The 12,904-nt window shown below is 68.8% G+C and carries 13 protein-coding genes; 9 read left to right on the top strand and 4 right to left on the bottom strand.

Annotated elements, in window-relative coordinates:
* Window positions 1-149: 149 nt before the first annotated feature.
* The 8 genes from ASF52_RS11345 to ASF52_RS11310 all read left to right on the top strand — a co-directional run bounded on the left by ASF52_RS11345 (window position 150) and on the right by ASF52_RS11310 (window position 7,626).
* On the top strand, window positions 150-818 hold the full coding sequence (locus tag ASF52_RS11345; protein WP_056171836.1) for a YoaK family protein: 669 nt from the start codon (window positions 150-152) through the stop codon (window positions 816-818).
* A 52-nt stretch (window positions 819-870) separates the two neighbouring features.
* Window positions 871-1,878, top strand: a complete 1,008-nt coding sequence (locus ASF52_RS11340) for a WD40 repeat domain-containing protein (protein WP_056171834.1) — start codon at window positions 871-873, stop codon at window positions 1,876-1,878.
* 5 nt (window positions 1,879-1,883) lie between these two features.
* On the top strand, window positions 1,884-2,147 hold the full coding sequence (locus ASF52_RS11335; RefSeq protein WP_056171832.1) for a hypothetical protein: 264 nt from the start codon (window positions 1,884-1,886) through the stop codon (window positions 2,145-2,147).
* Between the two features lie 175 nt (window positions 2,148-2,322).
* Window positions 2,323-2,526: a 50S ribosomal protein L35 gene (rpmI, locus tag ASF52_RS11330; protein ID WP_018044555.1), complete on the top strand. Its 204-nt coding sequence runs from the start codon at window positions 2,323-2,325 to the stop codon at window positions 2,524-2,526.
* Window positions 2,527-2,574: 48 nt separating this feature from the next.
* On the top strand, window positions 2,575-2,949 hold the full coding sequence (gene rplT / locus ASF52_RS11325; RefSeq protein ID WP_056087037.1) for a 50S ribosomal protein L20: 375 nt from the start codon (window positions 2,575-2,577) through the stop codon (window positions 2,947-2,949).
* A gap of 199 nt (window positions 2,950-3,148) precedes the next feature.
* Window positions 3,149-4,231 carry a phenylalanine--tRNA ligase subunit alpha gene (gene pheS / locus ASF52_RS11320; RefSeq protein ID WP_056171831.1) on the top strand — a complete coding sequence of 361 codons (1,083 nt, stop codon included), beginning with the start codon at window positions 3,149-3,151 and terminating at the stop codon, window positions 4,229-4,231.
* Between the two features lie 107 nt (window positions 4,232-4,338).
* Window positions 4,339-6,762: a phenylalanine--tRNA ligase subunit beta gene (gene pheT, locus ASF52_RS11315; protein ID WP_056171829.1), complete on the top strand. Its 2,424-nt coding sequence runs from the start codon at window positions 4,339-4,341 to the stop codon at window positions 6,760-6,762.
* 27 nt (window positions 6,763-6,789) lie between these two features.
* Window positions 6,790-7,626 (top strand): DUF1186 domain-containing protein, encoded by an 837-nt coding sequence (locus ASF52_RS11310; RefSeq protein ID WP_056172177.1) that lies wholly within the window; start codon window positions 6,790-6,792, stop codon window positions 7,624-7,626.
* A gap of 4 nt (window positions 7,627-7,630) precedes the next feature.
* Here ASF52_RS11310 and ASF52_RS11305 read toward each other — a convergent pair whose 3' ends face one another.
* Window positions 7,631-8,407, bottom strand: a complete 777-nt coding sequence (locus tag ASF52_RS11305) for a HesA/MoeB/ThiF family protein (protein ID WP_056171827.1) — start codon at window positions 8,405-8,407, stop codon at window positions 7,631-7,633.
* Window positions 8,408-8,519: 112 nt separating this feature from the next.
* On the opposite strand from ASF52_RS11305, the gene dapE reads away from it, so the two are divergent.
* Window positions 8,520-9,707: a succinyl-diaminopimelate desuccinylase gene (dapE, locus tag ASF52_RS11300; RefSeq protein WP_056171825.1), complete on the top strand. Its 1,188-nt coding sequence runs from the start codon at window positions 8,520-8,522 to the stop codon at window positions 9,705-9,707.
* Between the two features lie 9 nt (window positions 9,708-9,716).
* Here dapE and ASF52_RS11295 read toward each other — a convergent pair whose 3' ends face one another.
* From ASF52_RS11295 to fmt, 3 genes are all read right to left on the bottom strand, one after another.
* A complete protein-coding gene (locus ASF52_RS11295) occupies window positions 9,717-11,090 on the bottom strand; it encodes a hypothetical protein (RefSeq protein WP_156630078.1) in 1,374 nt (457 codons plus the stop codon).
* An 80-nt stretch (window positions 11,091-11,170) separates the two neighbouring features.
* Window positions 11,171-11,950: a tRNA pseudouridine(38-40) synthase TruA gene (truA, locus tag ASF52_RS11290; RefSeq protein ID WP_056171820.1), complete on the bottom strand. Its 780-nt coding sequence runs from the start codon at window positions 11,948-11,950 to the stop codon at window positions 11,171-11,173.
* Window positions 11,950-12,882 (bottom strand): methionyl-tRNA formyltransferase, encoded by a 933-nt coding sequence (gene fmt, locus ASF52_RS11285; protein WP_056171818.1) that lies wholly within the window; start codon window positions 12,880-12,882, stop codon window positions 11,950-11,952. Before fmt ends, truA begins: the two co-directional genes overlap by 1 nt.
* Window positions 12,883-12,904 lie beyond the last annotated feature (22 nt).

The raw sequence follows: 12,904 nt of genomic DNA, 5'->3' as shown, positions 1-12,904 counted from the left end.
CGGCGGGGGACGCATGGTCCCGTACCGGATCACCCAACCAACGGACCGCAGCGGCGCGATGTTCGAGTGCGTTCACTCCAATTGCGCGGACTTGGTGAGCAAAGCTTTAACCCTGCCGGCCCGGTGGTGAACGCGAAGGGGCGGCGCCCGTGACCCGGCCCTGGCATCTCGGCTTCGGCCTCATCCTCACGGCGCTGGCCGGCTACGTCGACGCCCTCGGCTTCATTCGGCTCGGTGGCCTCTACACCTCGTTCATGAGCGGCAACACGACCCAGTTCGCCGTCGCCCTCGGACACGGCCAGCCCCACCTCGCCTGGCTGCCGGCCCTGCTCATCCTCGCTTTTCTCCTCGGCGGAATCTGCGGCGGCGCCCTCTCGGCCCTGACGCCCGCACGCTGGAGCACGCCGGTGATCCTCGGCTTCGAGGCCGCAATCGTCGCAGCTGCCTTCGAGGCTGCCGTCGCCGCCCCGGATTCGGGCCTCGCCTCCCTGATGCTGGCGCTTGCCATGGGGGCGCAGAACGCGGTCCTGTCCCACGTCCAGGGCTTTCGCGCCGGGACCACTTTCGTCACCGGCGCGCTGTTCAGCTTCGGCCAGAAGCTCGCTTTGGCGCTCGCCCGGCGCGGCGCCCGTTACGCCTGGGTCGGCGATGGTGTGGTCTGGCTCGCGCTTCTCGTCGGATCCCTCGCCGGAACGGTCGCCTACGGCCGTTTGGCGTTGTATGCCCTCGCCATCCCTGCCGGCATCGCCGGCATCCTGGCCGTCGTCGCCACGATCCTGACGGCGCGGCGTGCGGTCTCCGGCGCACCCGCCCTGTGAGGCTCGGGCTCCGCGCGCCTATCGCAACCGAGTGACGAGAGATCCCCGCCGGATGGCCGAGACTGCACCTTCCCTCCTCGACCACGTCACGCCCATCGCGGCCGGGGCCCACGTCACCGCCGCCGTGTGGTTGAAGGACACCCTGGCCCTGGCGCTGGGCGACGGCGCCGTGCTGCTGGCCGGCCGGGGCGAGGTCCGCCGGATCGAATCGCACCCGGACGGCGCCATCCTGGTCGCCGCCGGTGACGGACGCCGGATCGTGACCGGGGGCGATGACGGCCGCGTGGTGGCGACATCGCCCGAGGGCGATGTCGTCGAGGTGGCCGTCGCCAAGGGCGGGGCCTGGATCGACGCCCTGGCGCTCCATCCCGACGGCGCCATCGCGTACGCCGCCGGACGAAACGTCGTGGCCCGCGACGCCAAGGGCCGCGAGAAGGTGTTCGCCGCCCCATCCACCGCGCGCGGCCTCGCCTTCGCGCCGAAGGGCTACCGCCTGGCCGTCTCGCACTACAACGGCGCCACCCTGTGGTACCCGAACCTCGAGACCGCGCCCGACTTCGTCGAGTGGAAGGGCTCGCACATCGACGTGACCTGGTCGCCGGACGGCCGCTTCGTCGTCACCACCATGCAGGAGAACGCCCTGCACGGCTGGCGTCTCCAGCCCGACCGCGGCCACATGCGGATGTCGGGCTATCCCGGCAAGGTCCGCTCCATGGCCTGGTCGGGCGATGGCGACTGGCTCGCCACCGGGGGCGCGGAAGCCGCCATCATCTGGCCGTTCGACTCGAAGGAAGGCCCCACCGGCAAGGCCCCGCGCGAGTGCGGCGTGCGCCCGGCGCGGGTCTCGCGGGTGGCGTTCCATCCCAAAGCCCTGGTGCTCGCCATCGGGTACGAGGACGGCTGCATCCTGCTCGTGCGTTTCGCCGACGGGTCCGAACTGTTGGTGCGCCCGGCCGTGAAGGGCAGTGGCGTCACGGCCCTCGCCTGGGACGCGCGCGGCGCCCGCCTGGGCTTCGGCTGCAGCGACGGGGCCGCCGGCCTCCTCACCCTTCCGGGCTGACGCCCATGGCGCTGTTCGGGCGGAAACAGCCACAGGCCGATGCGGCGGTGCGCGCGGCGATCCTCGCCTGGGCACGACAGGCCGCGGGCTTCGACGCGGCGGGAATCGTCAAGGTGAACGAGATCGTTTGCGCCGATCCGGCCTGCCCCGGCACGGAGACGATCCTCCTGCTCATGCCGCCGGGGCAGCCGACCCGTGCGGTGAAGATCACCAAGCCCATGGCGGCGGTAACGGAAACCGATGTGGTCCTGGCCCTCGCGCAGGATTGACGATCTCGCGCAGGATTGAAACCGCGTCGCTTTTCTGTCATACGCCGCCTCGCGTTGAACCGCCCGGCCGATCGGGCTGCCGTGGCGGTTCGTGCTGCTCCATCAGAAGCATCAACCGAGCGCATCCCTTCGATCCCAACCCGGATCGGGGTGCATGCGCGTTCAGGAGAGCCAAATGCCCAAGCTGAAAACCAAGTCGGGCGCGAAGAAGCGCTTCAAGATCACCGGCACCGGCAAGGTCATGTACGCCCAGGCCGGTAAGCGCCACGGGATGATCAAGCGGACGACGAAGCAGATCCGCAACCTGCGCGGCACCACCACCCTGTTCGAGGGCGATGCCGCCAACGTGAAGAAGTATTTTTTGCCGAACAGCCGGTAAGCCTTCTTTCACCCGCCGAACTGCTTTTTCTGATCCAGGAGACTCCATATGGCCCGCGTCAAGCGCGGCGTGACCAGTCACGCGAAGCACAAGAAAGTCCTCAAGGCCGCCCGTGGTTATTACGGTCGCCGCAAGAATACGATCCGGATCGCCAAGCAGGCGGTCGAGAAGGGCATGCAGTATGCCTACCGCGATCGTAAGAACAAGAAGCGCACGTTCCGCGCCCTCTGGATCCAGCGTCTCAACGCCGCCGTCCGTGAGCATGGCCTGACCTATTCGCGCTTCATCAACGCGCTGTCCAAGTCCGGCATCGAGGTGGACCGCAAGGCCCTGTCCGAGCTCGCCATCCATGAGCCGGCCACTTTCGCCGCCGTGGTCGAGAAGGCCAAGGCCTCCCTGCAGGACGTCGCCAAGGCGGCTTGAACCTTCTTCGTTCGGCCTTCGCGTCGGACTCTGTGGAAAAGGCGCGGCCCCGCACGGGCGCCGCGCCTTTTCGTTTTTACTGGGCGCGCCGGGTTTTCCAGGGCGCGATGGCTTGCCAAGGCGGCCTCGACCCGCAAAACCCTCGCGCCATGATCGCCCGACCATCCTGTGGTCGAGCCGCAGCCGGTGAGTTGAACCGATGACCGATCTCGACACCCTCGAAGGTGACCTCCTCGCAGAAGTCGCCGCCGCGTCCGATGAGGCCGCCCTCGACGCCGTACGCGTGGCGGCGCTGGGGAAGAAGGGCTCGGTCTCCGAACTGCTCAAGACTCTGGGCGCCATGACGCCCGACGAGCGCAAGGCGCGCGGGCCCCTCATCAACGGGTTGCGCGATCGCGTGCAGGGCGCGTTGGGCGCTCGTCGCGAAGCCCTCGGCGAAGCGGCGCTCACCGCACGCCTCGCCGCCGAGCGCATCGACGTGACCCTGCCCGTGCGCGAGGCGCCGGAGGCGCGCGGCCGCATTCATCCCATCAGCCAAGTCATGGACGAGATCGCGGCGATCTTCGCGGATATGGGGTTCTCCGTCGCCGAAGGGCCCGACATCGAGACCGACGACTACAACTTCACGGCTCTCAACTTCCCGCCCGGCCACCCGGCGCGCGAGATGCACGACACCTTCTTCCTTGCGCCCGACCGCAACGGCCAGCGCAAGGTGCTGCGCACCCACACCTCGCCGGTGCAGATCCGCACCATGCGGTCGAAAGCGCCGCCGATCCGGGTGATCTGCCCGGGACGGACCTACCGTCACGATTCCGACCAGACCCACACGCCGATGTTCCATCAGGTCGAGGGTCTCGTCATCGACAAAGCGGCCAACATCGCCAACCTCAAATGGGTTCTCGAGGAGTTCTGCCGGACCTTCTTCGAGGTCGACGCCGTGAAGATGCGGTTCCGTCCGTCGTTCTTTCCCTTCACCGAGCCCTCGGCCGAGGTCGACATCCAGTGCTCGCGCAAAGGCGGCGAGATCCGCTTCGGCGAGGGCACGGATTGGCTCGAGATCCTCGGCTGCGGGATGGTCCATCCCAACGTCCTGCGCAATTGCGGCCTCGACCCCGACAGCGTCCAGGGCTTCGCTTTCGGCATGGGCATCGATCGTATCGCCATGCTCAAATACGGCATGCCGGACCTGCGCCCATTCTTCGAGGCGGATGTCCGTTGGCTCGATCATTACGGTTTCCGGCCGCTGGATATCCCGAGCCTGGTCGCCGGGCTGACCGGCTGATGTGATGTCGCGAAGGTCCGGGCGCTGCCCGGATCGTCCTTCTCAACCCTGATGGGTGCCGGATCGCCAGTCGCTGGCCGATCGGAGAGCGCCGACGGACGCAAGTCATGAAATTCACCCTCTCCTGGCTCAAGGATCACCTCGACGCCGAGGCCTCCCTCGACACGATCTCCGAGACGCTCACGCGCATCGGGCTCGAGGTCGAAGGCATCGAGGACAAGGCCGCGAGCCTGAAACCCTACGTGATCGCCCACGTGCTCACGGCCGAGCAGCACCCCAACGCCGACCGCCTGCGCGTCTGCTCCGTGGATGCGGGCGACGGGGAGCCGGTACAGGTGGTCTGCGGTGCGCCGAATGCGCGCGCCGGCATGAAGACCGTGTTCGCCCCCCCCGGCACCTACGTGCCCGGCAAGGCCATCACCCTGTCGGTGGGCACCATCCGCGGCGTCGAGAGCCGGGGCATGCTGTGCTCGGGCGCCGAACTCGGCCTCGGCGACGACCACGACGGCATCCTCGATCTGCCGGAGGACGCGCCCACGGGGCGGACCTACGCGGTCTATGCCGGCCTCGACGATCCGATCATCGAGATCAACCTGACGCCGAACCGCGCCGACTGCACCTCGATCCACGGCATCGCCCGCGATCTCGCCGCCACCGGCCTCGGTGGCCTCAAGCACACGCCCCAGCCGCCCGTACGGGGGGAGGGGGCCTGTCCGGTTCCCGTCACCCTCGACTTCGAGCCGGCCGACCGCGGCCTGTGCCCCTACTTCACCCTGCGCCGCGTGAGCGGCATCACGAATGGCCCCTCGCCGGATTGGATGCAGGCCCGCCTGCGCGCCATCGGCCTGCGCCCGATCAACGCCCTCGTCGACATCACCAACTATCTCACGTTCGACCGGGGCCGGCCGCTGCACGTCTTCGACGCCGCCAAGGTGGCGGGCGGCCTCACCGTGCGCCGCGCCCGCGATGGCGAGGCCCTGAAGGCGCTCGACGGCAAGACCTACGCGCTGACGGACGACACGGTGGTCATCGCCGACGACAACGGTGTCGAATCCATCGGCGGCATCATCGGCGGGGTGGCGTCCGGTTGCGACGCCGGCACCACCGATGTCCTCATCGAATCCGCCCTGTGGGACCCGGTGAACATCGCCCAGAGCGGCCGGCGCCTCGGAATCATCACCGATGCGCGCTACCGCTTCGAGCGCGGCGTCGACCCGGCCTTCACCCTGCCGGGCCTCGATCTCGCCACCCGCCTCGTCCTCGAGATCTGCGGCGGCACCCCGAGCCAGCCCGTGATCGTCGGCGAGCCGCCCGAGACCGAGCGGGTCATCGATTTCCCCTGGACCGAGACCCGGCGCCTGGCCGGCCTCGAACTGTCGCGCGCCGAGATGAAGGTGACCCTGGAAGCCTTGGGCTTCCACGTCGCCGGCAGCGGCGACCGGGTGAAAGTGCTCACCCCGTCCTGGCGCGCCGACGTCGAGGGCAAGGCCGATCTCGTCGAGGAGATCATCCGCATCGCCGGTCTCGATCGTATCGAGCCGAAACCTCTTGCGCGCATCGAGGCCCAGGTCGGTAAGTCCGTGCTCACGGTGATCCAGAAGCGCACGCGGCTCGCCAAGCGCGCACTCGCCGCGCGCGGCCTCGTCGAGGCCGTGACGTGGTCGTTCATTCCCCATGACGACGCCGTGCTGTTCGGGGGCGGCCGGGCGGATCTGGTGCTGGCCAACCCCATTGCGGCTGACCTCTCCGATATGCGCCCGAGCCTCGTGCCCGGCCTGCTACGCGCCGCCCAGCGCAATGCCGACCGGGGGCTCGCCGACGTCGCCCTGTTCGAGGTCGGTCAGTGCTTCGAGAACGATCAGCCGGAAGGTCAGACCGCACGCGCTACAGCGATCCGCCGTGCCACCGCCGGCCATCTCGGCGGTGGCCGCCACTGGGACGGCGCCGCTGCCCCCGTGGATGCGTTCGACGCCAAGGCCGATGCCCTGGCGCTGCTCGCCGCCTTCGGCATTCCCACGGGTGGCCTGCAGGTGGTCGCCGGCGGGCCGAACTGGCTGCATCCCGGCCGCTCGGGTACCCTCCAGTTCGGGCCGAAGAACCCCGTGGGGTATTTCGGTGAGATCCACCCGCGCGTGATGAAGGCGCTGGACCTCAAGGGCCAGATCGTCGCCTTCGAAATCACCCTCGATGGCGTGCCGTTGCCGAAGTATCGCCCGACCAAGGTGAAGCCGGCCCTGGCCCTCTCCGACTTCCAGCCGGTCTCGCGCGACTTCGCCTTCGTGGTGCCCCGCGACGTGGCGGCGGGCGACGTGGTGAAGGCGGCGCAAGGGGCCGAGCGCAAGCTCATCGCCGGCATCGACGTGTTCGACATCTACGAGGGCGTCGGCGTTCCCGAGGGGGCGAAGTCGGTGGCCATCGCCGTTCGGCTCCAGCCCGTCGAACGCACCCTGACCGACGCGGAGATCGAGGCGGTGACGGCCAAGATCATCGCCGAGGTCGGCCGCAAGACCGGCGCGACCCTGCGCGCCTGAACCCCGGAAGAACGGAGCCTCGCCATGATCGACCGTGCCCTCGTCGATGCCCTCTCGGCGGCCGAGTACCTGCCGGCCGCCGAACTTCGGCGCGCGGTCGAAACACCGGAGGCCATCGCCGACGAGGTGCTGCGCGTGCTGGCCGGGCCTGCGGACGGTGCCGAGGTGTCGGAGGCCGACGCCAACCTGCTGTTCTACGGTCTCCACGTCCTCGCGGCCGCCCGCGACACCCGTGTGTTCGCCCCCCTGGTGCGTCTGCTGCATCAGGACGGGGATACCCTCGACGCCCTGCTGGGCGACGCGGTGACGACGACGCTGGCCCGTATCCTCGTCAGCGTCTTCGACGGGGAGGTGGCGCCGCTGCACCGCCTCATCCTCGACAGCACCCTCGACGATTTCGTCCGTAACGAGGCCCTCGCGGCCCTGACCTTCCTGACCCAGACCGGCCGCGTCGACCGTCAGGCGACCCACGGCCTCCTCGTGCGCTTCGACGACAAGCGCGTCGCCGTCGAGGGTGATATCGGCTGGGTCGGTTGGGAGGAGACCATCGCGCTGCTGGGGTTTCGCGACCTGGCGCCCCGCTCGGCAGCCGCCCGCAAGGATGGGCGCCTCACCGATGAATTCAGCGACGCGCCGTGGTTCCGCACCACCTTGCGCCAAGCCGAGGCCAAGCCGGACGACCTCGCCCGCTTCGATCCGCGCCGCTACGGCACCATCGACGATCCCGTCGCGGACCTCGCCTGGACGGCCGAGGATGCCGGCCAGCCCGTGCGCAATCCGTTCAAGGATGTCGGACGCAACGATCCGTGCCCGTGCGGCAGCGGCAAGAAGTTCAAGAAGTGCTGCCTCGACAAGGCAGCCTGACGGCTCACCGCGCCGCGCCGCTGAGCGGGTTCGCGTCGTCCCAGGCATAACCCAGGGTTTCGAACCGCATCGAGCGGGCATCGACCATGAGCAGGCGCCCGACCAGGGGCTCGCCGAAATCCGTCACAGCGCGGATGACCTCCAAGGCCATGAGCGAGCCCATGATGCCGGCGAGCGCCCCGAGCACCCCTGCCTCGGCGCAGGCCGGCACGGAGCCGGGTGGCGGGGGGCTCGGGAAAAGGCAGCGATAGGTCGGATTCGGCCGCCCGTCCGACCCGGTCTCGTGGGCCCGGATGGTGGTCAGCGACCCGTCGAACTGCCCGAGCGCCGCCGTCACCAGGGGGCGCTTGCCGTGGAAACACGCATCCGAGACGGCGTAGCGCGTCGCGAAATTGTCCGAGCCGTCGGCGACGAGATCGTAGTCCGCGACAAGTTCCACCGCGTTCTCCGCCGTCAGCCGGAAGGGGTGGGCCTCAATGGCGACGTGCGGGTTGAGGCGACCCACGGCGTCCGTGGCGCTCTCGACCTTCGGCCGGCCGATATCGGGCGTGCCGTGGATCACCTGCCGCTGCAGGTTCGACAGGGAGACGATGTCGTCGTCGACGATCCCGATGGTGCCGATGCCGGCGGCCGCGAGGTACTGGATCAGGGGCGCGCCGAGGCCGCCGGCCCCCACCACGAGGATGCGCGCCGCCTTGAGGCGGGCCTGTCCCGGGCCGCCGACCTCGCGCAGGACGAGGTGACGGGCGTAGCGTTCGACTTCATCGGATGACAGGGCCATGACCGGGAGATAACGCCCGCGAGGGCGCATCGGAAGCCCCGCGATTTGCACGGGCACCGGCGGGCGCCTATGGCCGTGGCGATAGTCGCCGAGACCCCGCGAGATTCTGGCCGTGTCCGATTCCCTCGACCGTTCGCCGCTCACATTGGCCCAGGCCCTGATCCGCTGCCCCTCGGTGACGCCGGAGGAGGGCGGCGCCCTCGCTTGGCTCGGCGAAGTTCTAGAATCGGCCGGCTTCACGGTCCACCGGCCGCGCTTCTCCGAACCCGGCACGCCCGATATCGACAATCTCTACGCCCGCATCGGCACCGGCGCACCCTATCTGCTGTTTGCCGGCCACACCGACGTGGTGCCGACGGGCGATGTCGCCGCCTGGCGCCACGGGCCGTTCGCCGGAACGGTGGCCGACGGCCTCCTCTACGGGCGCGGCGCCGTCGACATGAAGGGCGGCATCGCCTGCATGCTCGCCGCCGCCCTCGATTATCTCGACGCGGTCGGGCCGGGCTTCTCGGGCTCCCTCGGTTTCCTCATCACCGGCGACGAGGAGGGCCCGGCCGTCAACGGCACGGTGAAGCTGCTCGAATGGGCGCGCGCGCGCGGCGAGCGCTTCGATCACTGCCTGCTCGGCGAGCCGACGAACCCCGAACGTCTCGGCGACATGATCAAGATCGGACGGCGTGGCTCCCTCACCGGCAAGCTCACGGTCCATGGCCGCCAAGGCCACGTCGCCTATCCGCACCGGGCCGAGAATCCCATCCCCGGCATGCTGCGACTCGCGGATGCGCTCCTGGCCGAGCCCCTCGACGGCGGCACCCGGCATTTCGATGCGTCGAACCTCGAATTCACCACCCTCGATGTCGGCAATCCGGCAACGAACGTGATCCCGGCGGAGGCGCGGGCGACCTTCAACATCCGCTTCAACGAGGGCTGGACCGCCGAGACCCTCGGCGCCGAAATCCGTGCACGCCTGGAGCGGGCGGCCGGGAACAGCGTACGCTACAGTCTCGACCTGCAGCCCTCGAATTCCCCCGCCTTCCTCACGGAGCCCGACGCCTTCACCAGCCTCGTCTCCGCCGCCATCGAGACTGAGACCGGTCGAGTGCCGAAGCTCTCGACCACGGGCGGCACCTCGGATGCCCGTTTCATCAAGGATGCCTGCCCAGTCATCGAGTTCGGCCTCGTCGGCGAGACCATGCATCAGACCGACGAGTGCGTGGCGGTGGCCGACCTGAACCGGCTCACCGCAATCTACACGCGGGTGCTCGCGGCGTATTTCGCCGCCGCGGCGCCGTCGGCTTGACCGTTCGCGTCAGGCGGCTCGGCGCTTGAGACTTCGGCAGAGCCAGCCGTGTCCGGACCGGTAGCGGCACCGATAGTTGACGCGGCTCGACCGAAACCGCCGGCTGCTCGCGCCCAGGCGATCGCCCACGGCGATGTAGATCTGCCGCAGGCGCTGGACGTGGGGATCGTCGAGGCGCAATTCGATGCTGGCCCGGACCATGGCCACCGCAGCCGGCCGATCGGCAATCTCCCTCGGGACCAGTCCCTCGCCCAGGATGACCCGTCCGACTTCGAGGAGAAGGGCTTCGCTCGCACCCTCGCCCGAAGCGGCGAGGCGCTCGAGGTCGAACAGGGTCCGAACGCCCAGGGGCCATAACCGGATCACGCGATCACGCCCGACCGAGCAACAGAGTTGCGCCTGGGCGACCCAGTCCATGATCTGATAGACCCCATAGGGTGTCTCCACGAACAGCATCAACGGGTTGGCCGCGGCGAGGTTCTGCGTGGAGTGGATATGATAATCCTCGAGCCGGATGCGGATATCGCTGTCGATGCCGTCGATGATCTCCACGGGCGTGATCTTGAACGCCTCGAACACCTCCTCCTCCCGCTTGAAGTTCCGTAGTTTGTCGCGCTGGATGATGCTCCGCAGGACGACCTCCGGCATCACGCCCGCGATGAAGCTGGCGGCGACCACCAGCGCGATGACGGATGGCGCGGTCAGGGTCGCCTCGTTCGTCACCAGGGCTTGAACCGCCTCAGTGCCGATCCAGAAGAGGCCGACGACGAGTACCGGGGCGAGCACCGCGCTCAAAAGCATCCGGATCGTCTCACCGACGAGGGTTCCGGGGCTGAGATCGAAGTTCTTGATCGCTCGGTAGAGATTGCGAAGGGCGGTGATGTAGCTGCCGGCGAACGCTGCGCACAGGCCAAGCAGCCACACCATCCCGATGCCGTCGAGCGTAGGGTAAGTCACCCCCGGCCAGCGGAACGCCGCCGCATCGCTTCCCGCAGGCGCCAAAAGCGAAACGAGGAGCGACAGAGCGTAGAACATCGCCAGCCCCGACAGGACGCTGAACGGGATGCTGCCGATAAGCCAGGAGAGCGTTGCGTAGTCTTCCTTCCGACGCGGGAAGTCTTGGACTGCCGTGCCAGGCTGCATCGGAGTGACGACGGGCACTGAGCGGCGCTTGGCGCCGACGAAATACTTGTACTTCACAAATTCGAAGGATGGGATCAGGGAGGGGCTCGACCGGTCGGCGATCTCGAAAACCAGGGCGAGATCCTTGATGGTCTCCTGCCGCTGGCGTTTGATGGCCTCTCGGATCGCAATGAAGATCAGGGGTGAAAGGACCGCGAAGGCGGAGGCAACGACGATGATGACCCGCAGGGGTGTTTCCATGGTGATAATCCCGAGCTCCTCACGATGATCGGAGAGGTTGCGCATTTGGACGCAGAGCCGGGTATAAATTCAACCTCAGATTAAACTTTAATGTGAATCAGCGGTTCATTTAGGTAATCCACCCCCACCAGCGTCAGGCCACACGACGGGGCTAGAGGGCCGCAACGACTGCGGTCCCGGCTCGCCAGGATCTCTGCGACATCGTCGGCCGTGATCTTGCCGGAGCCTGCGAGCACCAGGGTGCCGACGAGCCCCCGGACCTGGTGGTGCAGGAACGAGCGCGCCGACGCCGCCACCACGATCTCGTCGAAGTGACCCATGCTCACCATCGCGACGTCGAGCTGTTCCAGGGTGCGGATCGGGCTCTTGGCCTGGCATTCGGCGGCCCGGAAGGCCGTGAAGTCGTGGCAACCCAGGAGCGGGCGCGCGGCGGCCTGCATCAGCGGGACATCGAGGGGCCACGGCACCTGCCAGACCTGTCCGCGCGTCAGGGCCGCCGGGCTGCGGCGGTTGAGGATGCGGTAGCGATAGTGCCGGCGGAACGCGGAATGGCGGGCGTTGAAGTCCGGGGCAACGCGCTCGGCACTCAGGATCGAGACCGGATGCGGGCGCAGATGCGCGTTCAGGGCGTCGCGCACCACTTCCGTGCGCCAAGCCTTGGTGAGGTCGAGATGCGCTACCTGATGCGTGGCGTGAACCCCCGTATCGGTGCGGCCGGCGCAGGTGAGGCCGGCGGACTCGCCGGAAAAGCGTTTCACCGCCGCCTCGATGGCGCCTTGCACGGAGGGCTGCGCCGTCTGGCGCTGCCAGCCGCAGAACGGCGTGCCGTCGTACTCGATGACGAGCTTGTAGCGCGGCATCAGGCGCCGAGGGACGAGCCGGGCACCAAGCGGGCGCCCCGCATGAACTCCGGCCCGGTCGCGACGCCGCCCTTGCCGGCGCGGCGCAGGGCCGTGAGGCGGACGGCGCCCGTACCGCAGGCAAGGGTGCAGGCTTCGTCGAGGATCGTGCCGGGGTCGCCCTTGGCCTCCGTCGCGAGGGCGCCCAGCACCTTCACCCGCTCCGGACCCTTGCCGAGATCGGCCTCGAAGAAGGCGCCTGGGAAGGGGGCCAGTCCGTTGACGTGGTTGGCGACCTCAGGGGCCGGGCGGGTCCAGTCGATGCGCGCCTCGTCGTTGGTGATCTTGTGGGCGTAGACGACGCCCTCAGTCGCCTGCGGTGTGAACGTGAGGGCGCCGTGCTCCAGTTCGGCGAGGGCGCGGGCCATCAGGTCGGCGCCGAGCGGCATGAGCGCGTCGTGCAGGGCACCGGCGCTCATGCCGTGCGTGATCGGCAGGCGCGCCTCCAGGCCGACCGGGCCGGTGTCGAGGCCGGCTTCCATCCGCATCACGCCGACGCCGCTCATCGCGTCGCCCGCCATCACGGCGCGTTGGATCGGAGCGGCGCCGCGCCAGCGCGGCAGCAGGGAGCCGTGGAGATTGAGGCAGCCGTGGCGCGGCAGGTCGAGGATCGCCTGGGGCAGCAGCATCCCGTAGGCCACCACCACGGCGACATCGGCCGCGTGCGCCCGAAAGGTCTCGACGGCTTCCGCATTCTTCAGGGTCGTGGGCGTCAGCACGGGCACGCCGAGGGCTTCGGCCATCACGTGGACCGGGGATGCCTTCAGGGCCATGCCGCGCCCGGCTTTGGCCGGCGCGCGCGTGTAGACGGCGACGAGGGTGTGGCCGTCAGCATGAAGGCGTGCCAGCGTCGGCACGGCGAAATCCGGCGTGCCCATGAACACGACGCGCATCGGGCTTTCTCCTAACGTGGGA

It is taken from the genome of Methylobacterium sp. Leaf112 (genome assembly GCF_001423295.1).
GTDB lineage: Bacteria > Pseudomonadota > Alphaproteobacteria > Rhizobiales > Beijerinckiaceae > Methylobacterium.
The sequence above is the reverse complement of the archived record's forward strand: the minus strand, read 5'-3'. Positions and strand labels throughout refer to the sequence as shown.

Coding starts and splice junctions, on each gene's coding strand:
- pheS (WP_056171831.1), top strand. CDS start 3,149: ATGACCGATCTCGACACCCTCGAAGGTGACCTCCTCGCAGAAGTCGCC.
- ASF52_RS11295 (WP_156630078.1), bottom strand. CDS start 11,090: ATGGAAACACCCCTGCGGGTCATCATCGTCGTTGCCTCCGCCTTCGCG.
- pheT (WP_056171829.1), top strand. CDS start 4,339: ATGAAATTCACCCTCTCCTGGCTCAAGGATCACCTCGACGCCGAGGCC.
- ASF52_RS11305 (WP_056171827.1), bottom strand. CDS start 8,407: ATGGCCCTGTCATCCGATGAAGTCGAACGCTACGCCCGTCACCTCGTC.
- ASF52_RS11335 (WP_056171832.1), top strand. CDS start 1,884: ATGGCGCTGTTCGGGCGGAAACAGCCACAGGCCGATGCGGCGGTGCGC.
- fmt (WP_056171818.1), bottom strand. CDS start 12,882: ATGCGCGTCGTGTTCATGGGCACGCCGGATTTCGCCGTGCCGACGCTG.
- rplT (WP_056087037.1), top strand. CDS start 2,575: ATGGCCCGCGTCAAGCGCGGCGTGACCAGTCACGCGAAGCACAAGAAA.
- rpmI (WP_018044555.1), top strand. CDS start 2,323: ATGCCCAAGCTGAAAACCAAGTCGGGCGCGAAGAAGCGCTTCAAGATC.
- truA (WP_056171820.1), bottom strand. CDS start 11,950: ATGCCGCGCTACAAGCTCGTCATCGAGTACGACGGCACGCCGTTCTGC.
- ASF52_RS11340 (WP_056171834.1), top strand. CDS start 871: ATGGCCGAGACTGCACCTTCCCTCCTCGACCACGTCACGCCCATCGCG.